Source organism: Streptomyces sp. NBC_00009 (assembly GCF_045040855.1).
GTDB classification, from domain to species: Bacteria; Actinomycetota; Actinomycetes; order Streptomycetales; family Streptomycetaceae; genus Streptomyces; species Streptomyces aureus.
The window spans coordinates 4,221,618-4,245,065 of the sequence record NZ_CP108312.1 but is presented as its reverse complement, the minus strand read 5'-3'; the positions used below and the strand labels follow the sequence as shown (position 1 = coordinate 4,245,065).

The window sequence follows — 23,448 nt, the reverse complement described above, 5'->3', positions numbered from 1 at the left end:
TCAGGACGCCGCAGCGAACGGCAGCGGCCGGCTGTGCACGACGTCGAGGCGGGACACGGCGCGGGTCAGGACGACGTACAGCCGGTGCAGGCCGCGGCGCTCGGCCTCGGCCACGGCGGCCGGCTCGACGGCGACGACATGGTCGTACTCGAGGCCCTTGGCGACGGACGCCCCGAGGACGGTCACGCGCGCCCGCGGATCATCCGGACCGCCCACCTCAACCCCCGCATCCGTCAAGGCGGTTCGCAGCAGCCGCACGGTCTCGTCATCGGCCGCGACGACACCCACGGACCCCTCGTGCGCCAGCGCCTCGCGCACGGCGTCGACGGTCTCGGCGATGACGTCCTGTGCCTGACGGATCCTCACCTCGCCGTCGTGACGCAGGGAACGGGCGGGCGGCACGTCCACGTCGAGGAGACCGAGGAGGCGGTTGGTGAGGGCGACGACCGCGCCGGGGACACGGAACCCCGTCGTCAGGGGCGCGATCAGGGCGTCGGGCTTGCCCAGGTGGCCGAGCAGCTCGCCCCAGGTGCGGGCCGCCCACGGGGTGGTGCCCTGCGCGAGGTCGCCGAGGACGGTGAGCGAACCGTACGCGGCGCGGCGCGCGATCGACCGGGCCTGCATCGGGGAGAGGTCCTGGGCCTCGTCGATGACGATGTGCCCGTAGCCGGCGGGGTGTTCGAGGAGCCCGGCGACCTCGTCGAGGAGTACGAGATCGGCCGCCGACCAGGAGGCCGAGCGGAAGGAGCGCGGGGGCTTCGCCCACAGGATCGCCCGCTGCTCGTCGGCGTCGAGGATCCCGTCCGCCGCGGCGGCGAGCGCGTCCGCGTCGCCGAGGAGCCCGGCCACGACCTCCTCCGGCCGCACCCTGGGCCACACCGCGTCCACGTACGCGCTCATCGGCCGGGACCTGCCGACCTTCTGCAGCCAGAGGTTGTTCACCGGCCCCGACCTGCGTTCGGCCTGCTCCTGAAGGTGCCGCACGGCCCGGCTGCGTACGCGCTCCCGCCCGACCGCGTACGGCGGCTCCTCCTCCCGTACGCCCGCCACGATCCGCCCGAGCACACCGGCCGGCACGCGCCAGCGGTACGAACCGTCGAGGATGGCGAGGGAGTCGGTGGCGGCCTCGGGGCGCACGCGGGAGTAGAGGGCGCGGTGCAGGACGTCGGCCATGCGGCCGTCGTGCTTCACGGCGGCCGCGGCCTCGGCGTCCTCGTACGTCCGCGCCCTGGCCACCGCCGTGCTGCTCTCCTCCACGAGGATCTCCTCGATGGTGGACTGCCGCACGCCGCTCTCGCCGAGCGCGGGCAGCACCTCGGAGATGTAGGTGAGGAAGGTGCGGTTGGGCCCGAGGATGAGGAGTCCGCCGCGCTGGACGCGCTGGGGGTGGGTGTAGAGGAGGTACGCGGCCCGGTGCAGGCCGACCGCGGTCTTGCCGGTGCCGGGGGCGCCCTGCACGCATACGGAGGTGGCGAGATCGGCGCGGACGAGGTCGTCCTGGTCGGGCTGGATGGTGGCGGCGATGTCGCGCATGGGGCCGACACGGGGGCGCTCGATCTCGCGGGCGACGATACGGCTGCCCTCACCCGAGGCAGCGGCGGGGGCGGCCACGCCCTCCACCGTGAGCCATTCGTCCTCCAGGCCGGTCAGATCGCCGGAGTCGCCCTTGCTCGCGGGGGCCCATCCGAAGCGGCGCCGGACCGCGACGCCTTGCGGTTCCTGGGGTCCGGCCTGGTAGAAGGCGCGCGAGACGGGAGCGCGCCAGTCGACGACGAGGGGCGGGGCGGCCGGGTGCTCGACCACGCGGCGCCGTCCCACGTGGTAGCTCTGCCCGGCGTGGTCGCCGTCACCGTCCGCGAAGTCGAGGCGCCCGAAGAAGAGCGGGACCTCGGGCAGTTCGTGCAGCTCCTTGGCCTTGCTGCGCAGCTGGTACCCGAGCACTTCGGCGTCGGCCCCGGAAGCGGAGGCGTTCTCGCCGATGACGACCTGTTCGTCGGCGCCCTCGATCATCGCGGCGAGGGCGGCGCGGCAGAGGTCGTGGTGGTGGCGTTCCTGGACGAGGGCACGGAGATCGGCGGAGTCGGTCACCGAACGAGAATAACGTAACCGAGTAACATTTTTTACTAACCCTCGAAATGTCCGAGCGCCCCGAGCCCGCCCTCCAACTGCCGAAACCCCAGCTCAGCAGCGTCCACGGCATCCGGCCACACCTCGTCGGCGCTCTCCCCCTCCGCGATCCGCCGCCAGTTCTCCATGGCGAGAACCCGCTGTACGGCCACGATCTGCCCGGCCGCGAGCCGCGCCCCGGCCCCCTCGCCGAGCGCGCCGGCCAGGATCTTCTCCGACCGCTCCTGATACCCGTAGGCCCGCGCGACCAGCGAAGGGGTGCCGTAGAGCAGCCGGTGAAAGGCGAGCACCGCCGGGTGGTCGTTCAGCCCGGTCACCGGGTCGCGCCGCTCCAGCCCGTCGAGAAAGTGCGCCCGCAGCGCGGCGAGCGGCGTCACGCCCTCGCCCCGCCCGGCGACGACGCGTGCGGGCTCGTCCTCGTGATCGGCGAACCGGTGCAGGACCAGGTCCTCCTTGGTGGGGAAGTACCGGAACAGGGTCGGCTTGGAGATCTCGACGGCGGCCGCGACCTCGGCGACGGACACCTTGTCGAACCCCTTCTCCAGAAACAGCCCGATGGCCGCCTCGGAGATCGCCTGATACATCCGCTTCTTCTTGCGCGCGCGCAGGCCCATGTCGCCGGTGTTCATGCGGATGAAGGGTACGCACTGCGGGAGGACGGTCGGGCCCGACGCCCTCACGGCAGGCGCCACCGCGGGGTCGAACCGAGCTTCCACAGGTCGTTGAAGTGCTTGGTCCACATCGCGACGGACTCCTCAGCGACCGCCGTACCCTCCCGCAGCGACCACACGGAGAGCTCCGTCTGGTACCCCTTCGGGTCGTAGTAGTTCTCTCCTCGCCACCGCATGGTGACCGAGACGTCGTAGAGGCCGTGCATCACGAGCGACTCGTTGAATATGCAGATCTTGTCCCGGGGAACCCCGTGGTAGAGCCGGTATTCGCAGGTGACATTCACACCCCGAACGAGGTCGAACTCCTGGATTTTTTCACGGAGTTGACTGTCGTACTCCTGGCACCGATCGGCCAGCCGCTCCCGGAATACGGGATCATCGACGGGCTCACCGGCAGCCCCCACGCGCGAGGGCACAGCCATCGTCCGACTGAAGTCCGGCACCAGCATCCTGATGTTCACCTCTGTGGCGTGACCGGTGCCGTCAAGCAGCAGATTCAGCCTCTCGTAGATCACTTCCTTCAGCGTCTCCCCGGTGTAGCCGAGAAAGCAGATGTCCACCTTCCGCGCGTCGAATGCGTCGCGTACATATGCGGCCAGGTTGCTGGAGGGCACCCGCATGCGGACGGGAGGCCTCTCCACGGAGGAGGAGAGGTCCTTCACAGCGTCGTACAGGACGTACGCCACGAGGCTGAGTAGCGCGCCGCCCACGAAGGTCCTGCCCTGAAGGGCGTCCCCCACCGGCTTTACGAATTCGGCGAGCATCCCGGTGACGAAGATTCCCAGCAGCATGCCCCGCACGGCCAGGTGCTCGAACCTCGCCAAGAAGTCCTTCAGCCGGGCGACCACACCTCTGCCGCCGGGTCCCCTTGCGCGCGCCATGCGTCCCCCTCACGCATCCTATGGCTGCCCATGGTCGTCACACCCGGGCGATGGAGCAAGGTGCCCGGTGGGGCCATAGGCCACGGAGGCCCTGAGAGGCCGCTTCCGGTCCGGCCTCCGCCTGCGCAGCCATTGGCGCAGGGCGCCGGCGATCTCGTCCGCCGTGGGGATCGAGCCGGGGTCCAGGCCCAGCGGCCGTTCTGCGGCGAAAAGAAGCTGCCGCAGCTTCCGTGCCGTGCGCGACAGTTCGGCGTCATGCTCGCCCGGCGGTACGTCCCTCAGAGCCGTCGCGGACCGGATCACATCGGTGTACACCGACTGCGCTTTCTTGTAGTCGATGAGGAGCGGAAGATCCTTCTCCCAGCCCCGGGAACTGCCCTCCCGGACGTCCTCGACGGTCCTGCACCACGAGCTGACGACGTCAGCCTCCTGCCCCTTCGGGTAGCGCATGAGATACAGGTGCGTTGCCAGGTCATACAAAGGATCACCGAACATTGCCAACTCCCAGTCGATGACCCAGAGTTGCCACGAGTTGTCGATGATGAGGTTCTCCCGGTGGAGATCAGCGTGCAGGAGGCAGAAGGGCCTCTCCACCAGCCCGAGCACATGCTTGCGCAAGCTCGTGAACGTCCCCCTGTCCACTCCGAGCCGGCCGAACAGCTCGCCGAACTCTTCCTGGTTCTTGTCGTATACCTGTTTCTCGGTGAACCGGATCAGCCGATCAAGGAATCCGGCAGAGTCCCCCTCCGGCGCCTGGTCTCCTTTTGTGCAGTTCCTGGCAATGGAGAGCGAGTCAGGGCGCACCTCAACCATTTCACGGAACACAGTAATGAGTTGACCGATCAAATCCGAAGGAATTTCATCACCTGCCCCGCAGATGGCCCCGAGAGTTTCCCCTTCGATGAATCGCTGCAGCCGGGCCTCCTCGACCTCGAAGATCTCAGGGATGCGCGTGACCCGTTCCGTCAGCGCACTGAGCAGCGATTCCTCGGATTCGAAGCACCTCCGATCGAACCAGAGGAGACCACTGCGCGGTTCCCGACACTTCCATCGGCCGGGCGGGAGCAAGGCATTCGTATGAAGAGAGGGGATGACGTATGTTTCATGGTGATAACCCCTGAGTGGCCCTTCGATTACCTGTTCGTCACCACTGAATACGACGGCACGCCGCCAGGCTGCCGTCGCCGATTCGGGTGTCATCGTCCCGTCTTTCACGAGGTGAATCACATGCGTCACTGAAGAGCAGGAGTACGCTACTCCGCCCCGCGCCGGGACAGTGCAAGGCCGGTGTGGCAAAGGGGGCCGGAAAGATGCCGGAAGGCCGCAGCAAGGGTGCAGGAAAGGGGTTGCGGCTGCCTGGACCGCCCACGCACGTCCTCGTAGCACACTGGCCGAATGAGGACGCATCAGGACTCGGACGGAGAGACCGGCAACGGCGAAGAAGGCCTGCGCGGCCTTCTCGCGACAGCGCGAGCGGTGCTCTTCGATTTCGACGGCCCCATTTGCGGCCTCTTCGCCAGAAACCCGACCGCGCCCGCCGCCAAAGAGATCCAGGAGCTGGTCCGGGCCGGGTGGGGCGAACTGCCGCCCTCGGTAGGGACGTCGCAGGACTCGCACGGCATTCTCCGGGCGCTGCGGCAGGACATGTTCCCCGAGGAAGCACCCGTCGGCCGCCGACTGGCCACACTGAAGCAGGCCGAGGACGTTGTGACGCAGCATGAGTGGCGCGCGGTCCAGGATGCCGATCTCGAACCGCACATCAAGGAACTCCTCAGCCACTTGGCCCATTTTGGCACCCGCATGGCCGTCGTGAGCAACAACGCCGAGGCGCCCATCCGGAAGTACCTCTGCGGCAAGGGCCTGCTGCCCTACTTCGACGCAGTGATCGGCCGCGACGAGGGCGAGCTTCGGAAGATGAAGCCGAACCCGTACGGAGTCCTGCGCGCGCTGCGCTCACTGGAGACGGCCCCGGAGCGCTGCCTGCTGGTGGGCGACCAGCTCAGCGACCTCGAGGCCGCGCATGCGGCGTCCGTGCCGTTCCTCGGCTCCACGAGGAGGCCCCAACGGCGGGCCAAGATGCGCGAGTTGGGAGCCGAGGCGGTGGTGGCGAACCTGGCGCCGGTGGCGGCCTGCGCGAAGTCACTCGCTCAGGCCGGCTGACACGCCACCCAGGCACGCAGGGCCCGCTCGATCCGTTCCGGGCCTGGCACCTCGGCCAGTCGCAGCGGGGCACGCGCGACCCCAATGGCCCGGCCGATCGCTGCAGCGGCCCGCTCGTAGGTCGCCTCTCCCTGGTTCCGCAGCAGCCACAGAGCCGGGCGCATGACATCCGGATAGATGGACTGGGCGTGCTCGAAGTCAATGTAGTGCCGGAGGTCCTGACCGAGCCCGCGGACAGCCTCGGGGCGCCTCTCGCCCATCGCCCTGCGCCACTCCCCGATCACCTCGGCCCACTGGCACTCGGGATAGTCCATGCGCACGAGGTGTGTGGCGAGGTCATGGAGCGGGTCTCCGTAAGTCGCCAGCTCCCAGTCGACGCAGATCAGCGGGGATTCCGCGGCACCATGGGAAATGATCACGTTGTCCCGGTGCAGGTCCCCGTGAAGGAGGCTGAAGGGTCGCTCTCCCAGCGTGGGCAAGCATTCCGCGAATCGGGTAAGCGCGTCCTCGCGGATGCCGAGAGCAGTGAACAGGCTCCCGAAGACAGGCCAGTTGGGCTCCTTGATCTGTTCCTCGGCCGCGAGAGCCAGGGCCCTCAGAAAGGCGCCTCCCTCCCCGTCCCGGCGCGGCCAGGATTCCGGCAGTGCGGGTAATGCGCGCCTGGGCACGCGCGTCATGTCCGCCAGCAGCTCGGCAAGGGCCGAGACCAGACGGGAGCCCACCCGCTTGCCGTTCGGGCAGACTGCCGACAGCGGCACGCCCTCCACATAACTGTGGATCGACTCGTCGCCCCGCCTGGCCAGGCACTGGGGCACGTGCGGCAGCACCCCGCCGATCGCGTCGAGAATGCCCGCCTCGCGCTGCCAGGTCCTGATGACCACCGGCAGGGCCGCGGCCTTGCGGGTCCGCAGGGTCACCCGGGTACCCACCGGCAGGCCGAGCCGACGGGACATCGGCCCGGTCAGCGACAGCACGTAGTTGTGGTTGTGATAGCCGCTGAGAGGCGCGCCCTTCAGCCTCGCCAGCCGCTCCCATGTCTTGTCGGACATATGCCCGTAGGAGGGATTGGGGGCGGAGGATGCGCCCACTGGCTGCTCCTGGATTCACTGAGGGGTTCGGAGAGTGAGCACACCCTACTGACCGTTCTGCCGCATCACGCCTCGAGCGGGATTCAGGGACCGCGATGACGCGGAGGCGGTCCTTTATGCCCGCGCGTCCGAAAACGAGCGCGAGTCGCAGTACGGGTGCCATCGGGCTGGTCGCACTGACCCTGCTCGCTACCGGCCTGCGGACGCGCCGCAAGAAATTGGTTGACCCTGGGATCCGTGATCCTCGCTCTGTGGTCCTTCAGGCCTGATCCGTCAGGATCCGCCGTACGGATGCAAGCGAACCGACGACCGATTGCGCGCCGGCCTCGCGCAACAGCTTCGCCTTGGCCTCGTGGCGCGCGTAGCCCAGAAACGGGACCCCTGCCGAAAATGCCGCCACATAGTCCGATGGGGTGTCACCGATCATCAGGGTTGCAGTGGGGTCCGCTCCCAGCGCGTTCATCGCACGCACCAGGCAGTGCGGGTCCGGTTTGAGTCGGTGCAGGTCCTGGGTGCGGCCATAGATGTGAGGGCTGAAACACTCCGTCAGGCCGCGCGTTGTCAGGTAACGCTTGGCCGCGCGCGGAGAGTTGTTCGTGGCGATTGCCAAGTGTGCGCCGACCGCCTTCCACGTCCTGATCAGCGGGTCGGCGTACTCTGTGGGCCAGGCCGAGGAGGCCGCTCGCAGTTCTTCCTTGGTGAGGCGTTCCTCCAGCTCCTCCACGAGGTCGCTCTGGGGATGCCTTCGGTCGACGGCGCGCAGAACCTCTTGCGGGTCGAGCGACTGGCGCTCCAGGTCGCTCAACAGGCCGTGCAGGCCCCGCCCTTCGAGCCACTCCACCAGGTCGGCCGCGATGCGCTCCGCCTTGTGCCGGGCGAACAGTCTGCAGATTGGCCCGTCGAAGTCGAAGATTACATACCGTGCATTCTTGATCAGCTCACGCAGGTTTTCTGTCTCTTCAGCCACCGGAACAGTCTGCTTCGTTGCATCAGAAGTCACTAGGAGAGTGTCAGGTCCGTGGTGATGGTTTCCCAGAGGGCGTCGAACCACTTCTGCGATTCCTCCACGAACGCCGTGTCCCGCTGCCCCGCCCGCTTCTCGAACGAGAACAGCAGTGACTCCGTGCCGAGCGTGTCGTACATGTCGAGCGTGCCGCTCTCGATCTCCTCCTCGCGCCGCGTGACCAGGTAGTACGAGAGGAGCGCCTCGTTCCCGTTGAGCAGGTAGAGCTTGACCGGCGGGGTGAAGGGCAGCGCGCGGAACGTGACCCGTACGTCGATGCCGTGCGAGGACCGCAGCGAGCGCAGATTGTGGCGCAGAACCTGGCCCTGCGCGTTGCGCTGGTCGAGCCAGCGCTTGTGGACGAGTGCGGCGTCGCCCTCCTCCGTGGCCGAGACCGGGAAGGCGAGATTGATGTCCCTGCCCGGCAGCAGGATGCGCACGTCGACCGAGTCGGGGCGTATGCGGCCCTCGTGGATGAAGCGCAGCGGCTCGCCGAGCGCCAGCATCAGGGTCTCCGCGGTGAGGCAGACGGCGTCGATCCGCACCTGCGCAGACGCGAACGCCTCGGACAGGCGCGGGGCCAGGCCGACCATCGTGCGCTGCGGTTCGTCGCGGGCCGGGGTCTGCTCGGCGATCCTCGGCGGGCTGCCCTTGCTCACGTTGCTGAGCAGGCCGTCCTCCTGGAGGGAGCGCAGGGCCTGCCGTACGGCGCCGCGTTCCACGCCGAACTCCTCGGCCAGCTCCGCCTGTGTCGGCAGCCGCTCGCCCGCGCGGAGCTCGCCCGCCTTGATGCGCTCCCGCAGGACGTCGGCGATCTCATGGGGTGAGGACCTTCTGCTGCCGTTCACTGCAACGCTCTCCTGAGTCACAACCAAACGCTACAACTAACCACCACTTGGCGGGAGTTGTTGAAGAGTTGTTTATTCACCTTGACCAAGTGGGGACAACTTCATAGTAGTTGGTTGCCAACTTTGAGCAAGATGGCCGAAGGAGGAACCACCATGCCCGTCCTCACCTTCTTCTCCGCGGTGTTCGTGATCACTTTCGAGCAGCTGGTCCAGTGGCGCTACGGTCCCGTCGGGATCACTGGCCTGCTGCTCCTCACGATCGGCGTCAAGGCGAAGAGCCCCACCTGCAGCTCCATCGGGGCCGTACTCCTGGCCCTGATGCTCGCCGGACCCGCGCTCTGACCGCCGGCGCGCGGGTCCGCGCGCCCTCACGGCGTGAGCGTCAGGTCCGAACTGATCGTGTTCCAGAGGCTGTCGAACCACAGGTGGGACTGCTCGACGAACGTCGTCTCCCGCAGTCCCCGCCCCTGTTCGAACGGGAAGAGCACCGACCGCGCGCCCTGCACCCCGTACGTCTCCAGGTACTCCTGGTCGATGTGCTCGCCCCGCCTGGTCAGTGTGTAGTACGCGAACAGCGCCTCGCTGCCGTTGAGCAGATAGAGCTTGATCGGTGGCGTGAACGGCAGCGCCCTGAACGTGACGTGGACGTCGATCCCGTGCGTGGAGCGCAGGGCGAGGAGGTTGTGGCGCAGGACCTGCCCCTGCGCGTTGCGCTGCGCCAGCCAGTCCCGCTTGAGCCGGGCGTCCGCCGCGCCCACCCGCGTCGGGAACGCGAGGTCGATGTCGCGGCTCGGCAGCAGGATGCGGACGTCGACCTTGGCCGGATTCGAACGGCCGGCGTGGATCTGGCGGAGCGGCTCACCCATCGCGAGCGTCAGCGAGACCGCGGTCAGGCACAGGGCGTCGATCTGGACGTGCCGGGCGCCGAACGCGGCGGTGACCCGCGGGCCGAGCCCCGCCATCGTGGGCTGGGGCGGCGCTCCGGGGCCGGTGAAGGCGGGGCCGGCGTGCTGCGCGACGGTGGCCGGGGTCCCCCTGGACACATCAGCGAGCAGGCGTTCCGAGCGCAGGATGCGCAGGGCCTGGCGCACGGCGGCGCGCTCCACGCCGAACTCGTCGGCGAGGCGGGCCTGGGTCGGCAGGCGCTCGCCCGGCCGCAGCCGGCCCGCCCCGATCCGGGCGCGCAGCTCGTCGGCCACCTGGCGATACGTCGCCGGTGGCTCCCGGTGACCGTTGACCGCGGCATGTTCCGGACCCACAAGGGAACCCTACAACTTCCCGCCATCTTTGGGGAGTTGAGGGAAAGGTGGTTATGAGTCGGCGTCAGGCGGAGATAAGTTCAGTGGAGTTGGTTGCCAACTTGAGCCACATGGTCGGACATCCCCAAGGGTTGGCCCGGTTGGTCATCGCTCCCGAACTGAAGGGGGACCAGACATGCCGTTCATCGCCATCGCCGTTGCAGCCCTCGCCATCGGGTTCGAGCAGCTGATCCAGTGGAAGTACGGGCCGATGGGCATCATCGCGTTCGTCGCGCTCTCCATCGGCCTCAAGGCCAAGAACAACCTCATCAGCGGCATCGGGGCCGTGATCCTCGTGATGCTGCTGGCCCAGAGCGGCTGACCGGGCTCCCTTCCGGAGGGGAGCCGGGAGCCCGGTCACGCCACGGCGTCACAGCGCGCCGGAGCACCACAGCACGCCAGCACGTCAGCACCACAGCACGGTTCAGAAGACGCACGCCGGCACACCTCGGCCAGTGCGCCTCAGAAGATGTCCGGGCACCACGGGCGCCTGGACGTACGCAGCAGGGCGTCGGCAATGGCGGCGGCGCCCGCCCTCTCCTCCCTGACGCGGCCGAGCGCGGCGAGCCGCACCGCGGACTCGTCGCCCAGCCACAGCGTCCCCAACTCGCTCACGTCCAGCGTGAGTTCGGGTTCCTCCGAGGTCGGTGCGCACACCGCACCCCCGGGCTCCGCGTCCAGCCGGTAGCGGCCCCCGGAGAGGCCGGCCGCGTCGCCGACCTCGAGGACCAGCGATCCCGTCCCCGCATACGTACGCGCCTCCAGGGCCCGTACGACATCCAGGATCCGCACCCACAGCCAGTCCGCGTGCGTGACGACGCGGGCCGCGCGCGGGTCGGGCAGCAGGTGCGGCAGCAGGTCGTCCGGGGCCCGGTAACCCGTGCGGACGGTCGCGATCCAGTCGACGGAGCAGACGTAGTGCCACAGCGCGCGCTCGGCGGCCGGGGTGACGGCGATCAGGTCGCGCACGGTCGCCGTGTTGTGCGGCTGCTTGGTGTCGCCCCAGTTGTCGTCGACGGCGTAGACGATCAGGCCCTCGGCCTCGCCGTTCGGCGCGCGGTAGACCGCGTAGAAGGGCTCTTTCCAGGGATCTTCCGGGGTTTCGAGGCGTCCGGTGGTGCGGCGCCACCAGAACCCGTCGCGGTCGATGACTCCCGGCCTGCTCGCGCGCAGCCGCTCGTGCAGTTCCGGGCCCGTCTTGCGGACGTCCTCGCCGTCGACGAGATCGATACGGCCCCCGTCGTCCGGCACCGGCCGGCGCGGGTCGAGCCCGGCGCGCGGCACGTCCACCGCCCACTCGGTGAGCGACGTGGCGGGTCCGAAGCCGAACCGGCCATAGATCGGGTACTCGGCGGCGATGAGCGTCGCGACGACGTCACCGCGGGCCTTCGCGTCGGCGAGGTCGCCCGCCATCATCCGGCTCAGGAGGCCGCGCCGGCGATGCGTGGCGCTGACCGTGACGTTAGAGATCGCGTCGGCGGGGACGGCCGCGCCGCCCGGCACGGTGAGCTCCTGCGGGAACGAGCGGAACGTGGCGACGCAGCGCCCGCCGTCGAACGCGCCCACGATCCGTGAGCCGCGGGCCTGTTCCCTGCGTTTGTCGAGGGTTTCCCGCGAGTCGGGGGTACTCCGCAGGAAGCCGGTGTTCAGCGCGCGGGACCAGTCTGCAAGCTCGTCATCTGTGATCGGCCGTACGTCGATGTCGTCGCGGGTCATCCCGTCACGCTAAGCGGGGTCCGCGGGGTGAGGCCACCCGATTACCGCATGGCCCCGCCCCGGGTGGCGCCACGGCCTAGAAGACCGCGCGGATCTCCCCCACGACGCCACCGCCGCCGTGCAGCGGCGCCTCGCCGATGCGGGCCACGACCTCGCCGTCCACGCCCAGCATCCGCAGCGCGCGGGCCAGGACCGGGCCGAGCGCGCGCGTCGCGCCGTCGTCGATCTTGAAGGCGAGCGCCCGTCCGTCCGGGAGCGCCACTGCCTGGACCGCCTCCGCGCCCATCTTCGACAGCACGCCGGGCACCTCGCGCATCAGCCAGGTGTCGGGGCGGCGCGTACCGGCGACGAACTCGGGGTGCGTGCGCATCGCGTCGGCGACCCGGCGCTCCGCCGAGCCCTCGGGGGCGAGCACGAAGTGCCGGAAGGCGCGGGCGAGGCCTGTGAGGCTGATCGCCATCAGGGGCGCCCCGCAGCCGTCCGTACCGACCGCGGCGACGGGCTCGCCCGCGGCCTCCTCCACGACCTCGTGGATGAGCTTCTGGAGCGGGTGCTCGGGGGCCAGGTAGGAATCCTTGGGCCAGCCGTTCACGTCGCAGGCGGCCAGCATCGCCGCGTGCTTGCCGGAGCAGTTCATCGTGACCCGGTCCCGGGCGGCGCCCGACGCCAGGTAGGTCTCGGTCTCGACCGGGTCGAGCGGCAGGTCGGGCGGGCACTGGAGCTCGGCCGGGGTCAGCTCGTGCTCGGACAGCATCTTCTGGACGAGATCGCGGTGGAAGGTCTCACCGGAGTGGCTCGCGGCCGCGAGCGCGAGCCGCTCGCCCGACAGGTCGAGGCCCGCGCGCAGCACGCCCGCCGCCTGCATCGGCTTGTTCGACGAGCGGGGGAAGACGGGAGCGGTCACGTCCCCCAGGGCGAGCTCCACGGTCCCGTCCGCGGCGAGCACGACCAGGCTGCCTCGGTGATGGCCCTCGACGAAGCCGGAACGGACGACCTCGGCGAGGACCGGGGGTATGGCGGCGGCGGAGGAGGGGGACATCGGTGGCCTTCCGGGGCGGGTCCATGGCGGGCCATGGACAGACCCGCCCCGCAGCGGGCCACCGGGGTCACCGGTGCGGCCGCGTCACGCGAGCAGGTCGTCTACTTGTGCTTCGCCTTCACGGTACCTGCGGGCGATCTCGGCACTGCAATCGTCGGCCGTCGACTGGAGCAGGTGGCGGCGGCGCGAGACCTGCTGCTCGTAGCGCACGAGGCGGCCCATCGCCGTGTGCAGCTCATCGTCCGTTCGGGCGTCCAGGTCCGACAGCTCGACCTCGGCGAGCATCTCGGCGGCGAGGCCCCGGTACTCCTCGCTGCGGGGCGTGCCGAGGGTGACATGGCGGGCGGAGGAGCGGTGCTGCGCGGCCTTGTCGGTGAGGATCTCGGAGAGCCGGTCCACGACCGGCGCCTCGGGGTCCCTGCGGCGGGCCACCTCGGCCCGCAGGATGTCGATACGGCCCTGCAGCAGCCGTCGTACGTAGCTGAGGTCGGCCTCGTCCTGCTGGGCGTCGCGGCGCAGTGTCCGCAGCTCGGGAAGCCGCAGCGCGGACAGGTCGTGCGCGGGCGCCTGTGGCAGCTCGGGGCTGCCGACCCGCTGCGTGGGCGGGCGCGCCGTGCTGAGACGGTTCGTACCGGTGATGCGACTGGCGTGCGTCAACGAAACGGGGGCCCCTGGAGGCTGCCCGATGCTCGATGTGTGGCTCATTGCGTCCCTACCGTCCCCTCGACCGGACCGACGCGGTGCACCGCGTAGAGGCATCGTGCCACTCCGAGTGGCCGCTCTGTGCACGAGTGCCCCTAATCCGCCCCGGATGGGCGGTTCGGGAGCACGGCATGATGGTCCGTATGCGTGCAGTGGTGCAGAGGGTGGACGGCGCGGCCGTCGTCGTGGACGAAGAGGTCGTGGGCGAGATCAAGGGCGAGGGCCTGTGCGTCCTCGTGGGGGTCACCCACGAGGACACCAAGGAGAAGGCTGCCCAACTGGCCCGCAAACTCTGGTCCGTACGGATGCTCGCCGACGAGAAGTCGTGCAGCGACATCGACGCCCCGCTCCTGGTGATCAGCCAGTTCACGCTCTACGGGGACGCCCGTAAGGGCCGCCGCCCCACCTGGAACGCGGCGGCCCCGGGGCCGGTGGCGGAGCCGCTGGTCGACGAGGTCGTGGCGCAGCTGCGGGCCCTTGGGGCGACCGTGGCGACGGGCCGGTTCGGGGCGCAGATGCGGGTGTCCCTGACGAACGACGGCCCGTTCACGGTGCTTCTGGAGATGTAGCCCGGCCTGGAAAAGCCCTAGGGCTCGACGACGGTCTCCTGCGCGGCCGCGGTCGTGTCCACGATGAGGTCCGCGTCCACGGGCACGTTCCGCTTCACCAGGGCGAGCGCGATCGGGCCCAGTTCGTGATGGCGTACGGACGTCGTCACGAAGCCCAGCTTGCGGCCCTCGGGGCCGTCGGACGCGAGACGGACCGGGGCGCCGTGCGGGGGCAGGTGCACATCGCTGCCGTCCAGGTGCAGGAAGACGAGGCGGCGCGGGGGCTTGCCGAGGTTCTGCACGCGGGCGACGGTCTCCTGGCCGCGGTAGCAGCCCTTCTGGAGGTGCACGGCGGTGCCGATCCAGCCGAGCTCGTGCGGGATGGTGCGGTGGTCGGTCTCGAAGCCGAGGCGCGGCCGGTGGTTCTCCACGCGCAGCGCCTCGTGGGCGAGGAGCCCGATCGCGGGCCCGTTCTGCTCCGCGTACGTCTCCAGGTCGGCGCGCGGCAGGAACACGTCGCGGCCGTACGCCGTCTCGCGCACCGCGACACCGTCCGGGACCGGCGCGATCGAACCGGCCGGCAGCTGGACGAGGGCGAACTCCTCGGTGCGGTCGGCGACTTCGACCCGGTAGAAGAACTTCATCGACTCCAGGTAGGCGATCAGCGCCTCCTGCGTGCCGGGCTCGACGTGCGCCCACGTGGTGGAGCCGTCGTCGACGATGTAGAGGGCGTGCTCGATGTGGCCGTGCGCGGAGAGGACGAGCGCCTCGGTGGCCTGGCCGGCCGGGAGGTCGCTGACGTGCTGCGTGAGGAGCAGATGCAACCACGCGAGCCGGTCGTCGCCGGTGACGGTGATGACGCCGCGGTGGGAGAGGTCGACGAGGCCGTTGCCGTCGGCGAGTGTGCGCTGCTCGCGGAACAGGTCGCCGTAGTGCGCGGCGACGCCTTCGTCCACGCCCTCGGCGGGAACGGCGCCGGGCAGGGACAGGAGGGGGCTCTTCATGTTCACAGACACTACGACGAGCACACGGACGCGCTTATTCCTGCTGAGCCGCGGATTCCTTGCCGCCCTTGATCTCCTTGGCGTCCTGGCCGTCCCGCTGGGAGCAGTCGGTGCAGCGGCCGAAGATCGCGAAGTGCTTGAGGTCCGTGTCGAAGCCGAAGGTGTCGCGCAGCTTCGCCGTGAACTCGGCGGCGACCTCGACGTCGGCCTCGATCACGTTCGTGCAGTCCCGGCACACCAGGTGGATGTGGTGGTGCCGGTCGGCGAGGTGGTACGTCGGCGCACCGTGCCCGAGGTGGGCATGGCTGACGAGCCCCAGCTCCTCGAGCAGCTCGAGGGTGCGGTAGACCGTCGAGATGTTGATCCCCGACGCCGTCTTGCGCACTTCGCAGAGGATGTCGTCGGGGGTCGCGTGCTCGAGGGTGTCGACGGCCTCGAGGACCAGCTGACGCTGGGGCGTCAGCCGGTAGCCGCGCTGCCGCAGGTCGCTCTTCCAGTCGGTGCTCACCACACCGCCGAGTGTAGGTCTACGAGAGGACTTCAGGACTACTTGAAGAAAGCGATGCCGTCGTCGGGCAGGTCCGGGAGGTTGCGGGCCATCTCGGCCACGTCATCCGGCGAGACGACCTTCTTCAGCTGGGCCGACATGTAGGGGCGCAGCTCGACCTCGGGGGTCTGCTTCTCGCCGACCCACATCAGGTCGCTCTTCACATAGCCGTAGAGCCGCTTGCCGCCGCTGTGCGGTGCCGCGGTCGCGGTGCGCGCGACGGCGTCCGTGACCAGTTCGATCTGCGGCTTCTTGTCGGCGAGCTCGCCGTACCAGATCTCGACGACGCCGTCGTCGCGGACCATGACGACGTCGACCTTGCGGTCCTTGTCGATACGCCAGAACCCGGACTCGGTCTCCAGTGGCTTCACCTTGTTGCCCTCGGCGTCGAGGATCCAGGTGTGCGAGTGGTACTCGAGGAAGTCCCGCCCGTCGTGGGTGAAGGAGACCTCCTGCCCGAAGTTCGCCTTCTCGGCGCCGGGGAAGTCGGTGACACCCGCGCCCGCCCAGTTACCGAGGAGGAACACCAGGGGGACGAGGTCGGGGTGCAGGTCGGACGGGATCTCGATCATGGTCTGCGAAGCGTCTCTCTGGTGGGGGTCAGCGCTGGCCCTGGTACAGCTTCTTCACGGTCAGCCCGGCGAACGCGAGAACGCCGACGCAGACCAGGACGAGCAGAGCGGAGAAGAAGGCCTCAAGCACGGGGTGCTCCTCGGTGAGCGGTGGTCGGTACAGAGCCGGGCCCCACTTTAGTCGGGTGGGGCCCGGCTCTCTCGATGAGGTCACCCAAGCGGGGTGCGGGCGGTCAGCCGAGGAGCTGGCTCTGCAGGACGACGGTCTGCTGGAAGGTGATCCGGGGCGGCAGGGCGGCCTTCCCGGACTGGATCACCAGGGCGATGACGTCACCGGCTTCGATGTAGGCGTATCGCACGGCCGTCCTCCCGTACGGCTTCGCCTCCGTGAAGACGTTCCGCTTCGTGTACTGGACGTTGACCTTCTCCGCCCAGCCGCCGTACTCCTCGTCGGCGTACGGCGCGTCCGCCGGGGAGGCCACGTTGTCCGTCAGGTCGGCGTGGACGATCCGCGTGAAGGCCGCCGAGGTGAAGCGCAGCGCGTAGATCCGCGTATGCGTCCCGTCGGGCGTGGTCCAGCCGCGGGCCGCGATCTGCCGCAGCCCGTCGTCCTTGAGCTGCTGCCCCAGGTCCCGGCGCGCCTCCTTCTCGTACGCGTCGAGGTACACGGACGTGGGCAGCCACCCGTCCTTCCCGGCCAGTGCCGTGTCCGGCCTGGCGCCCCGGGGCAGGGGCAGGACCAGCTTGCGCAGATCGGCGTAGTGGGTCTCGCTGTCGTTGCCGTCGGCGAAGGGGGCCGGGGAGCCGTCGGGCAGCGGGGGCTTCTCGATCGCCGGATAGGTCCAGCGGCCGTCACTCTCGGTGGCCAGGCCCGGCAGGTCGGTGCGCTTCTGCTCGGTGACGCCGTACGCGGTGGCCGCGCCGATCACGCCGAAGACGACGACGGCGGCGGTCCAGCGCAGGACGGCGCGCAGGACGCGCCGGTCCCTGGGGGCGGGCGGTGCCTCCTCGGCAGGGCCGGGACCCGGCTGCTGCGGGGAGCCGGCGGCAACGAGGTCCTGCTGCTGCGGAACGTCCGCGGCCACGGCGTCCTGCTGCTGCGGCTCCGCAGACAGCTGCGGCTCGTCGCCCGGCTGCGGCGTGCGGGCCTGCTGCAGTGTCTCGGCCTGCTGCGGCTCCTCGGCCGGCTGCAGTGTCTCGCTCATACGAGCTGCCCTCCCTGCGACGTCAGACGGTCGAGCTGCTGGGCGAGCAGGTCGGCGACCTCGGCGGTGTTGAGCGGCTTGGGGCCGTAACCGGTGGCGGTGACCAGGACGTCGTCCTCGTACGCGCTGCAGAGGACCATTTCGAGCTTGCCCTTGCTGTCCTTGGGTGCGAGGAAACAGTCGGCGTTGCGATGGCCCTTGACCTTCGGCCCCTTGGGGAACACGCCGACCGAGCGCAGGAACTCGCTCCGGAACTCCTTGAGCTGACGCCCGGCTCTGCGGTTCTGCATCTGGGCGAGCTGCATTTCGACGACGAGGGACTTGTGGTTGTCGTCCATCCCGAATCCGATGGAGCCGCTCAGCTGATAGCTGCGCATGGCCAGGCCCCTGAGCTTCAGTTTGTCGATGGCCTTGCCCTGTTCCTCGCGCTGGCGGGAGGGCAGGTTGCGCGCGCCCCTCTTGAGGCGGGCGGCGGCTTCGCTGCCGCTGAGGGTCTTGTCGTTGCCGTACTCGTCGATGTCCGGGCCCGGCCGGTAGGCCTTGGGGACCGGGAGCAGCCGGGCACTGAGCCCCTGGGCCTTGGCGCGGCCGGGCTTCGCCTCCTTCTTCTGCTCCTTCGGCTTCGCCCACACCTTGGTGGGCGCCGAGCGGTCGGCGGCGTTGACCTTCATGACGGTGAGGCCGGTGCCGGCCCCGACGGCGAGCACGACGGCGCAGGCCACGGCCACGGCGGGCCAGCGGCGGGCCGCACTCCCCGCGACGGGGGCGGAAACCGGGGCGGCGGGGGCGGGGTCCGGGGTGGGCCCGGCCGCGGGCCCGGGTTCGGGAAGCTGTGTGTCCAGGTCGCTCACAGTCGCTCCAACTGGCGCTTCGCGAGAGCCATCACGGTCTTCTCGGGGATCGGCCTGGTGTCGTACAGCCGGATGTCCATGACGATGTCGCCACGGGCGGCGAGCGCCCTGGCCTGGTACATCGGGAGGTAGCCGGCCTCGGTGTGCGGCTTGTCGTAGACGTAGACGCGGCCGTTGCCGCTGCCGGTGAGCGGCACCCCCTCGTTGCCCGCCCAGTCGCTGTCACCCATGTAGCTCTGCTGGCCGTCCAGGAACTTGCGCGAGCCGGAGTCGGTGTCATCCCGGAACTGGATGAGCTGGACCTCCGTCGTGGACTGTCCGCGCCGCCAGGCCTCGATCGTGGCCCGGCGGAAGCCGCCCTCGGCGAGCTGCCCGAACATCCAGCGCGGATCCCGGAAGCCGTTCGCGAAGTCGTACTGGTTCAGCCAGCCCTGCCGCGCGTCCGACTTCTGCGTCCCGGCGGGCCTGGGCGCGAGGAGCTTGCGCAGATCGCCGTCCTGGGCCCGGGGCGCCGTCTTGGGGCCCTCGCCCTTCGCCTGCCCGACCACCGCCAGGGACAGCGGCGGCAGCGCGGTCGGCTTCCGGTCCGCCTGTACGACGTAGCCGGTGCACACGCCCGCGACGGCGCCGAGCAGGGCGGCGCAGGCGATCAGCAGGGTGGTGCGGCCGCGGCGCCGCGGTCTCTCCGGCGCCACGGGCACGGAAGGCTCCGGCGCCCCCTGCTGTATTCGTTCGTCATCCAACGGGTCCCCCCACGGAACTCGAAGCGCGGATTCCGTATCCGCGCGCACAGGAGACCCACCAGCAACATCCCTGGTTGTACGGGAGGTGATTACGATTCAGTCATGGCGAACAAGCTCGTGATCAAGGTGACCGCGGGGGCCGATGCCCCCGAACGCTGCTCGCAGGCCTTCACGGTCGCGGCGGTGGCCGTGGCCAGCGGCGTGGAGGTCTCGCTCTGGCTGACCGGTGAGTCGTCGTGGTTCGCGCTGCCGGGCCGCGCCGCCGAGTTCGAGCTGCCGCACGCCGCGCCGCTGCCCGACCTGATCGAGTCGATCCTGGCGGCCGGGCGGATCACGCTGTGCACGCAGTGCGCGGCCCGCCGCGAGATCACGGAGAAGGACGTCATCGAGGGCGTCCGGATCGCCGGTGCGCAGGTCTTCGTGCAGGAGGCGATGACGGACGGGACGCAGGCGCTCGTCTATTGACGCGGCGCGGACCTACGCTTGAAGCATGTACTCGCGGCGTCGTCACCTGTACTTCGCCATGATGGGCCTCTGCATCGGCCTGTTCGTCCTGGCCTGGGCCGTTGTGCGCCTCTGGTCCGTGCCCGCCGCGGTGGCGATGTGCATCGTGGCGATGGTGATTCCGCCCGTCGCCGCGATCGTCGCGAACCGCCGCGGGCCCGACGACCGCTGGTGGGACGACCCCTCGGGCGACGCGAAGTCCGACGAGTGGTGGGACGAGCTGGACGGCAAGAAGCGCCCCCAGGACCCGTATGACCGTTAGGGCCTTTCGTTTGGATCAGGCTGGATCAGGGAGCGGGGTCATGGGGGTCCCCCCTGCTCGAGCGAAGCCGAGAGCTTGGGGGAGCGTGCAGCTGCAAGGCGGAGGATTGAGGCGACGCGGAGCGTCGGTGATTGACGACAACGCGGCAGATGTGCGTGCCAGACCCCGCGAGCCCAGCCCGATCCAAACGAAAGGCCCTAGGCCACCCAAGGAGCCCCAGGACCTGTAAGACCCCTAGGGCCTCTCGTTTGGATCATGCCGGCCGGCGCGGCGCATCGCGACGATCTCCGCGACCGTCTCCAGCCACCGCGCCGCCCGCGTCTCGTCACCCGGCGCCTCGGCCACCTGCGCCGCCGTCTCCAGCCAGTCCCGCAGGCAGGCGGACGCCGCACCTGACGGCAGCGGCTCGGGCAGCGCGGCCGCGTACGCGAGGCCGCCGGCCCGGACGATCTTTGCCACGTACGTCACCGAGCGCGGCAGCACGCCGAGCCGGTCGAGGGTGACGGCGGCGGCGATCGCACCGTCGCCGAAGAGCGCGGTGCGGAAGGTGTCGCGGGTGAGGCCGTGGCGCAGCAGCGTCGAGACGTCGGTGGCGGCGAGCACCTCGTCGTCGGTGCGCGGGGAGCGGTCGTGGACCATGGTCATTCCGTTCCGTTCCGTCGTTCCGTTCCCGTGCAGGTCAGCGGACGGTGATCGTGTAGACGTAGTAGGCGACCTGGTCGTCCGACTTCGTCGGGGCCGCCGTGTTCGTGGCGGTCGGGACCGGGCTCGCGCTCACCTCCGCGGCGCTCCCGCACAGGCCGTGCGGGCAGAACAGCAGCTTCACCGTCGTCCTGCCGGCCGCGCGCGCCTTGAAGTCGAAGAACTGGGCACCGTCACCGCTGCCGATGAGGTCCTCGTCGCCCCCGTCTTCCTCCTCGCGCCGGCCCTGGTACGTGACGACGCCCTTGTCGGGGTGCGGGCTCGCCAAGTACCAGTTCTGGCCGAGGGCGGGGCTGGCCGGGACCTCGAGCGTGAACGTGTCGCCCTTGTCGACGGAGACGCTCCGCTCGCCCGGCCCGAAGGCGGTGGGCCCGGTGGAGCCGCCGCATCCGGAAAGGGTGACGAGGGCGGCGGCCGAAGCGGCCGCAGTACGCACAATGTTTCGCATTCGCAGGGTGTTTCGCATTCGCACGGTGGGTTCAGTCCTGCTGGAGGTAGACGCGGTTGACGTCGCCGTGGTGAGCCTTGGAGTAGCGGTCGTCGGCGGCGGACTCGAGATCACCGTTGATGAAATCGTCCTCGCTGATCCAGGACGTGGTGCCCCACGGGTTGTAGACCTGGAGTTTGCCGTCCTCCTGCCCGATGATCATCAGGCTGTGGCCGTGGCGGTTGCCGTCCTCGTCGACGCGCGTGATGTTGATGGGCACGGGCTTGCCGTCGGCGACGGACTTCTCGATGTCGGGCAGGACGCCGCGCCGGTCGTCGGCGCCGTCCATCTCCTTCTGGTCGTACTTGTCACCGGTGTGCGGGCCGAGCTCCTTGTTGGAGATCTCCTCCTGCCCGTCGGAGTCCATGCCGGCCGGGTGTTGGTCCCACCACCAGCCGTCCATCTCGCCGTCGCCCTCGTCGTTCATCCGGAACTGCTCGTCGTGCAGGCGCTTGCGGAAGTGATCCGGGTCGTCGTCGGTGCCATCGGGGCCGCCGGTGAGTTCGAGGGCGTACACCGGGTCGACGAGGGCGCGGGCCGTGACCGTCGAGGACGGGACACAGGTCTCGTCGTCCTGGTCCCAGAGCTCGCCGCGGAAATCCTGCTGCTCCTTGCCGGGCGCGACAGAGTTCGTGGTGACCGGCGTCAGGTGCTCCGAGAGCCACGCCGCGTCCTTGCCGTGGATCTTCCCGCCGAACTTCTCGACCTCGCCGACGTCGTAGCCCGAGGCGAGGGCCTTCATGAGGTACGCCTTCTCCTGCGGGCTCGACGCGTTCGCCAACAGCTTTTCCATGCGGGCCCGTTCGGCGGGCGACATGTCCTCCATGGCGCGGCCCGAGCGTTCGAGGTCGTTGGCGCTGAGGATCTCGTTCAGTTCGAGGTCGCCGCCGGGGTTGGCGGTGTCGGCGAGGGCGAGCCGGTCGGCGGCGGTCAGCTCGTCGGTGCCCATCTGGCCGGCGCGGGCCTCGGCGGCGAACTTGTTGAGGTCGCGGGCCGCGACACGGGCGGCGTCGTCGGCGTCGGCGGCGGCCTTGTGCAGGTCGTCGGCGCCGTGGGAGGCCAGCGAGCGGGCCTTCAGACGGAGGGCTTCCTCGTCGTCGTCCTCGTGCCAGTCGTCGAACCAGCCGTCCTTGCCCCCGAGCATGCCGCGGGCGTCGCGAAGCTTGCCGCGCCCCGTGCCGTCGAGGGTCTGCGCGGTCTCCAGCGCGTCGGACAGTGCGATCAGGGCCTTGCCGCCGCCCTGGAACGCCTCGATCATCTGCTGGGCGTCGCGGGAGGCCGCGCCCACCACGTCGGAGGCGAGGACACTCGTGTCGCCGACCCAGACCTGCGGCAGACCCTTGCGGGCGATCTTGTCGATCCGGTCGCTCACGGCGTCGGCCTCGTCGGTCTGGCCGGTGTAGCGCTTGCCCAGCGCTTCGATCACCTTCGGATCGCCCACCGGGCCCGAGACGCCGAGGGCGTCCTCGATCGCGTCGATCAGGTCGTTCTTGCTGCCGGCCGAAGAGATCTTGTCGCGCAGGCCGTTGAGTTTCTGCCTGCGGTCGTTCGTGGATTCCGTCACGGTCGCGGGCCCCGTCAGTAGGCGGACAGCGCGGACGGGCGCTCGGCGTACGCCGGCATCGTGCCGACGCGCTCCTCGGCCGCCGAGCCGACGGATACGGACTTCGCCCCGTTGCGTACGCCGATGTCGGAGCCGGAGTACGCGCGGCTGGAGAGGCGGACCTTGTCCGCGAGTTCGTGCAGGGCCGCTTCGAGGACCTTGGTCTCGGCCTCCCAGGCGGCCGCGAACGTGTTGAACGCGGGTGCGGTGTCGGAGCCGCCGAGCGCGTCCTGCGAGTAGCACATCGTGCTGGCGATGGCCTTGCCGATCTTGCCGACGTCGCTGCCCGCGCCGTCGAGTTCGCCGGCCTGGCCCGACATGCCCTTGTGCCCGACCTGGTAGCCCTCCGGAGAGGCCATGGCTGTTCCCCCGAATTTCTTGAGTCCACGACCTCGACGCACCTTCCGCACAAGGAAGTTGGGTCAGGTCACAGCCTTCAAGAAATTAGCAGAATGCCGCCATGTACACGCCTTTCAGCACGGGCTCCGCACAAAGCCGAGGGACCGCACCTCGATTCCGTAGGCGTCCAACCCCCGGAGGTGCGGCCCCTCGGCCGTATCTGCGCCGCCGTCACACGGCGAGCCGCGTCAGACGGCGATGGCGACCTCGGAGAGACCACCGGTCTGGGCGACGACCGTGCGGTCCGCCGAGCCGCCGGGGACCAGGGCGCGCAGCGTCCACGTGCCCTCGGCCGCGTAGAAACGGAACTGGCCCGTCGCCGAGGTGGGGACCTCGGCCGTGAACTCGCCGGTCGAGTCCAGCAGGCGCACGTAACCGGTGACGGGCTCGCCGTCGCGGGTCACCTGGCCCTGGATGGTGGTCTCACCGGGCTTGATCGTCGAGGCGTCGGGGCCGCCGGCCTTCGCTCCACACATGTGCTTCTCCAA

General features: G+C 69.7%; 28 protein-coding genes. 6 read left to right on the top strand and 22 right to left on the bottom strand.

Annotated elements, in window-relative coordinates; translation table 11 throughout:
- The 4 genes from OHA58_RS19240 to OHA58_RS19225 are packed head-to-tail and all read right to left on the bottom strand — an operon-like array spanning nucleotide 1 to nucleotide 4,906.
- A complete protein-coding gene (locus OHA58_RS19240; protein WP_405480171.1) occupies nucleotides 1-2,088 on the bottom strand; it encodes a HelD family protein in 2,088 nt (695 codons plus the stop codon).
- Nucleotides 2,089-2,123: 35 nt separating this feature from the next.
- Nucleotides 2,124-2,756 (bottom strand): TetR family transcriptional regulator, encoded by a 633-nt coding sequence (locus OHA58_RS19235; protein WP_405480170.1) that lies wholly within the window; start codon nucleotides 2,754-2,756, stop codon nucleotides 2,124-2,126.
- Between the two features lie 47 nt (nucleotides 2,757-2,803).
- Entirely contained in the window at nucleotides 2,804-3,679 is an 876-nt protein-coding gene (locus OHA58_RS19230; protein WP_405480169.1) for a hypothetical protein, read from the bottom strand.
- 18 nt (nucleotides 3,680-3,697) lie between these two features.
- On the bottom strand, nucleotides 3,698-4,906 hold the full coding sequence (locus OHA58_RS19225; protein WP_405480167.1) for a phosphotransferase: 1,209 nt from the start codon (nucleotides 4,904-4,906) through the stop codon (nucleotides 3,698-3,700).
- Nucleotides 4,907-5,074: 168 nt separating this feature from the next.
- Here OHA58_RS19225 and OHA58_RS19220 point away from each other — a divergent pair, with 168 nt between their 5' ends.
- The gene (locus tag OHA58_RS19220; protein ID WP_405480166.1) at nucleotides 5,075-5,839 is read left to right on the top strand and encodes an HAD family hydrolase; all 765 of its coding nucleotides are present in this window, start codon (nucleotides 5,075-5,077) and stop codon (nucleotides 5,837-5,839) included.
- On the opposite strand, the gene OHA58_RS19215 is transcribed toward OHA58_RS19220, so the two are convergent.
- From OHA58_RS19215 to OHA58_RS19205, 3 genes are all read right to left on the bottom strand, one after another.
- Nucleotides 5,827-6,927 (bottom strand): aminoglycoside phosphotransferase family protein, encoded by a 1,101-nt coding sequence (locus tag OHA58_RS19215; protein WP_405480165.1) that lies wholly within the window; start codon nucleotides 6,925-6,927, stop codon nucleotides 5,827-5,829. The genes OHA58_RS19220 and OHA58_RS19215 overlap by 13 nt on opposite strands.
- 259 nt (nucleotides 6,928-7,186) lie before the next feature.
- Entirely contained in the window at nucleotides 7,187-7,894 is a 708-nt protein-coding gene (locus tag OHA58_RS19210) for an HAD family hydrolase (RefSeq protein WP_405480164.1), read from the bottom strand.
- Between the two features lie 32 nt (nucleotides 7,895-7,926).
- A complete protein-coding gene (locus tag OHA58_RS19205) occupies nucleotides 7,927-8,805 on the bottom strand; it encodes a GntR family transcriptional regulator (RefSeq protein ID WP_405480162.1) in 879 nt (292 codons plus the stop codon).
- A gap of 126 nt (nucleotides 8,806-8,931) precedes the next feature.
- Here OHA58_RS19205 and OHA58_RS19200 point away from each other — a divergent pair, with 126 nt between their 5' ends.
- Nucleotides 8,932-9,120: a hypothetical protein gene (locus tag OHA58_RS19200; protein WP_116512283.1), complete on the top strand. Its 189-nt coding sequence runs from the start codon at nucleotides 8,932-8,934 to the stop codon at nucleotides 9,118-9,120.
- A 26-nt stretch (nucleotides 9,121-9,146) separates the two neighbouring features.
- Here the strand turns inward: OHA58_RS19200 and OHA58_RS19195 are convergent, their stop codons facing one another.
- Nucleotides 9,147-10,037 carry a winged helix-turn-helix domain-containing protein gene (locus OHA58_RS19195; protein WP_405480161.1) on the bottom strand — a complete coding sequence of 297 codons (891 nt, stop codon included), beginning with the start codon at nucleotides 10,035-10,037 and terminating at the stop codon, nucleotides 9,147-9,149.
- 175 nt (nucleotides 10,038-10,212) lie between these two features.
- Here OHA58_RS19195 and OHA58_RS19190 point away from each other — a divergent pair, with 175 nt between their 5' ends.
- Nucleotides 10,213-10,398, top strand: coding sequence for a hypothetical protein (locus OHA58_RS19190; RefSeq protein ID WP_100595631.1), 186 nt, complete (start codon nucleotides 10,213-10,215; stop codon nucleotides 10,396-10,398).
- Nucleotides 10,399-10,538: 140 nt separating this feature from the next.
- On the opposite strand, the gene OHA58_RS19185 is transcribed toward OHA58_RS19190, so the two are convergent.
- The 3 genes from OHA58_RS19185 to OHA58_RS19175 form a co-directional block, all read right to left on the bottom strand.
- Complete coding sequence (locus tag OHA58_RS19185; RefSeq protein WP_405480159.1) at nucleotides 10,539-11,792, bottom strand: GNAT family N-acetyltransferase; 1,254 nt, start codon at nucleotides 11,790-11,792, stop codon at nucleotides 10,539-10,541.
- Nucleotides 11,793-11,868: 76 nt separating this feature from the next.
- Nucleotides 11,869-12,831 carry an asparaginase gene (locus tag OHA58_RS19180; RefSeq protein ID WP_405480158.1) on the bottom strand — a complete coding sequence of 321 codons (963 nt, stop codon included), beginning with the start codon at nucleotides 12,829-12,831 and terminating at the stop codon, nucleotides 11,869-11,871.
- Between the two features lie 84 nt (nucleotides 12,832-12,915).
- On the bottom strand, nucleotides 12,916-13,536 hold the full coding sequence (locus tag OHA58_RS19175; protein ID WP_405480157.1) for an ABC transporter substrate-binding protein: 621 nt from the start codon (nucleotides 13,534-13,536) through the stop codon (nucleotides 12,916-12,918).
- A 140-nt stretch (nucleotides 13,537-13,676) separates the two neighbouring features.
- Between OHA58_RS19175 and dtd the strand changes: the two genes are divergently transcribed.
- Entirely contained in the window at nucleotides 13,677-14,102 is a 426-nt protein-coding gene (gene dtd, locus OHA58_RS19170) for a D-aminoacyl-tRNA deacylase (RefSeq protein WP_389480734.1), read from the top strand.
- A 17-nt stretch (nucleotides 14,103-14,119) separates the two neighbouring features.
- Here the strand turns inward: dtd and OHA58_RS19165 are convergent, their stop codons facing one another.
- The 6 genes from OHA58_RS19165 to OHA58_RS19140 form a co-directional block, all read right to left on the bottom strand.
- Complete coding sequence (locus OHA58_RS19165; RefSeq protein WP_405480156.1) at nucleotides 14,120-15,085, bottom strand: YgfZ/GcvT domain-containing protein; 966 nt, start codon at nucleotides 15,083-15,085, stop codon at nucleotides 14,120-14,122.
- A 34-nt stretch (nucleotides 15,086-15,119) separates the two neighbouring features.
- Nucleotides 15,120-15,596, bottom strand: a complete 477-nt coding sequence (locus tag OHA58_RS19160) for a Fur family transcriptional regulator (protein ID WP_405480154.1) — start codon at nucleotides 15,594-15,596, stop codon at nucleotides 15,120-15,122.
- Nucleotides 15,597-15,631: 35 nt separating this feature from the next.
- The gene (locus OHA58_RS19155; protein ID WP_405480153.1) at nucleotides 15,632-16,204 is read right to left on the bottom strand and encodes an FABP family protein; all 573 of its coding nucleotides are present in this window, start codon (nucleotides 16,202-16,204) and stop codon (nucleotides 15,632-15,634) included.
- 233 nt (nucleotides 16,205-16,437) lie between these two features.
- Nucleotides 16,438-17,409 carry a hypothetical protein gene (locus tag OHA58_RS19150; RefSeq protein ID WP_405480151.1) on the bottom strand — a complete coding sequence of 324 codons (972 nt, stop codon included), beginning with the start codon at nucleotides 17,407-17,409 and terminating at the stop codon, nucleotides 16,438-16,440.
- Entirely contained in the window at nucleotides 17,406-18,260 is an 855-nt protein-coding gene (locus OHA58_RS19145; RefSeq protein WP_405480150.1) for a hypothetical protein, read from the bottom strand. Before OHA58_RS19145 ends, OHA58_RS19150 begins: the two co-directional genes overlap by 4 nt.
- On the bottom strand, nucleotides 18,257-18,961 hold the full coding sequence (locus tag OHA58_RS19140; RefSeq protein ID WP_405480149.1) for a hypothetical protein: 705 nt from the start codon (nucleotides 18,959-18,961) through the stop codon (nucleotides 18,257-18,259). The genes OHA58_RS19145 and OHA58_RS19140 overlap by 4 nt, the downstream gene beginning before the upstream one ends.
- Nucleotides 18,962-19,105: 144 nt before the next feature.
- On the opposite strand from OHA58_RS19140, the gene OHA58_RS19135 reads away from it, so the two are divergent.
- Together OHA58_RS19135 and OHA58_RS19130 are read left to right on the top strand one after the other, a co-directional pair.
- A complete protein-coding gene (locus tag OHA58_RS19135) occupies nucleotides 19,106-19,468 on the top strand; it encodes a DsrE family protein (RefSeq protein ID WP_100595624.1) in 363 nt (120 codons plus the stop codon).
- 25 nt (nucleotides 19,469-19,493) lie between these two features.
- Nucleotides 19,494-19,769 (top strand): DUF3099 domain-containing protein, encoded by a 276-nt coding sequence (locus tag OHA58_RS19130; protein ID WP_326712311.1) that lies wholly within the window; start codon nucleotides 19,494-19,496, stop codon nucleotides 19,767-19,769.
- 234 nt (nucleotides 19,770-20,003) lie between these two features.
- Here OHA58_RS19130 and OHA58_RS19125 read toward each other — a convergent pair whose 3' ends face one another.
- From OHA58_RS19125 to OHA58_RS19105, 5 genes are all read right to left on the bottom strand, one after another.
- Entirely contained in the window at nucleotides 20,004-20,414 is a 411-nt protein-coding gene (locus tag OHA58_RS19125; protein WP_405480147.1) for a hypothetical protein, read from the bottom strand.
- Between the two features lie 34 nt (nucleotides 20,415-20,448).
- Nucleotides 20,449-20,919 carry a protease inhibitor I42 family protein gene (locus OHA58_RS19120; protein ID WP_405480145.1) on the bottom strand — a complete coding sequence of 157 codons (471 nt, stop codon included), beginning with the start codon at nucleotides 20,917-20,919 and terminating at the stop codon, nucleotides 20,449-20,451.
- A 31-nt stretch (nucleotides 20,920-20,950) separates the two neighbouring features.
- On the bottom strand, nucleotides 20,951-22,522 hold the full coding sequence (locus tag OHA58_RS19115; protein WP_405480143.1) for a peptidoglycan-binding protein: 1,572 nt from the start codon (nucleotides 22,520-22,522) through the stop codon (nucleotides 20,951-20,953).
- A 14-nt stretch (nucleotides 22,523-22,536) separates the two neighbouring features.
- A complete protein-coding gene (locus OHA58_RS19110) occupies nucleotides 22,537-22,920 on the bottom strand; it encodes a hypothetical protein (protein WP_405480141.1) in 384 nt (127 codons plus the stop codon).
- Between the two features lie 228 nt (nucleotides 22,921-23,148).
- Nucleotides 23,149-23,436: a DUF1416 domain-containing protein gene (locus tag OHA58_RS19105; RefSeq protein ID WP_100595620.1), complete on the bottom strand. Its 288-nt coding sequence runs from the start codon at nucleotides 23,434-23,436 to the stop codon at nucleotides 23,149-23,151.
- Nucleotides 23,437-23,448 lie beyond the last annotated feature (12 nt).

What these genes read in the sequence shown, in the direction of transcription:
- OHA58_RS19235 (WP_405480170.1), bottom strand. Translation starts at nt 2,756, where the DNA reads ATGAACACCGGCGACATGGGCCTGCGCGCGCGCAAGAAGAAGCGGATG.
- OHA58_RS19230 (WP_405480169.1), bottom strand. Translation starts at nt 3,679, where the DNA reads ATGGCGCGCGCAAGGGGACCCGGCGGCAGAGGTGTGGTCGCCCGGCTG.
- OHA58_RS19220 (WP_405480166.1), top strand. Translation starts at nt 5,075, where the DNA reads ATGAGGACGCATCAGGACTCGGACGGAGAGACCGGCAACGGCGAAGAA.
- OHA58_RS19200 (WP_116512283.1), top strand. Translation starts at nt 8,932, where the DNA reads ATGCCCGTCCTCACCTTCTTCTCCGCGGTGTTCGTGATCACTTTCGAG.
- OHA58_RS19190 (WP_100595631.1), top strand. Translation starts at nt 10,213, where the DNA reads ATGCCGTTCATCGCCATCGCCGTTGCAGCCCTCGCCATCGGGTTCGAG.
- OHA58_RS19185 (WP_405480159.1), bottom strand. Translation starts at nt 11,792, where the DNA reads ATGACCCGCGACGACATCGACGTACGGCCGATCACAGATGACGAGCTT.
- OHA58_RS19180 (WP_405480158.1), bottom strand. Translation starts at nt 12,831, where the DNA reads ATGTCCCCCTCCTCCGCCGCCGCCATACCCCCGGTCCTCGCCGAGGTC.
- OHA58_RS19175 (WP_405480157.1), bottom strand. Translation starts at nt 13,536, where the DNA reads ATGAGCCACACATCGAGCATCGGGCAGCCTCCAGGGGCCCCCGTTTCG.
- dtd (WP_389480734.1), top strand. Translation starts at nt 13,677, where the DNA reads ATGCGTGCAGTGGTGCAGAGGGTGGACGGCGCGGCCGTCGTCGTGGAC.
- OHA58_RS19165 (WP_405480156.1), bottom strand. Translation starts at nt 15,085, where the DNA reads ATGAAGAGCCCCCTCCTGTCCCTGCCCGGCGCCGTTCCCGCCGAGGGC.
- OHA58_RS19155 (WP_405480153.1), bottom strand. Translation starts at nt 16,204, where the DNA reads ATGATCGAGATCCCGTCCGACCTGCACCCCGACCTCGTCCCCCTGGTG.
- OHA58_RS19150 (WP_405480151.1), bottom strand. Translation starts at nt 17,409, where the DNA reads ATGAGCGAGACACTGCAGCCGGCCGAGGAGCCGCAGCAGGCCGAGACA.
- OHA58_RS19135 (WP_100595624.1), top strand. Translation starts at nt 19,106, where the DNA reads ATGGCGAACAAGCTCGTGATCAAGGTGACCGCGGGGGCCGATGCCCCC.
- OHA58_RS19130 (WP_326712311.1), top strand. Translation starts at nt 19,494, where the DNA reads ATGTACTCGCGGCGTCGTCACCTGTACTTCGCCATGATGGGCCTCTGC.
- OHA58_RS19125 (WP_405480147.1), bottom strand. Translation starts at nt 20,414, where the DNA reads ATGACCATGGTCCACGACCGCTCCCCGCGCACCGACGACGAGGTGCTC.
- OHA58_RS19120 (WP_405480145.1), bottom strand. Translation starts at nt 20,919, where the DNA reads ATGCGAAACATTGTGCGTACTGCGGCCGCTTCGGCCGCCGCCCTCGTC.
- OHA58_RS19110 (WP_405480141.1), bottom strand. Translation starts at nt 22,920, where the DNA reads ATGGCCTCTCCGGAGGGCTACCAGGTCGGGCACAAGGGCATGTCGGGC.
- OHA58_RS19105 (WP_100595620.1), bottom strand. Translation starts at nt 23,436, where the DNA reads ATGTGTGGAGCGAAGGCCGGCGGCCCCGACGCCTCGACGATCAAGCCC.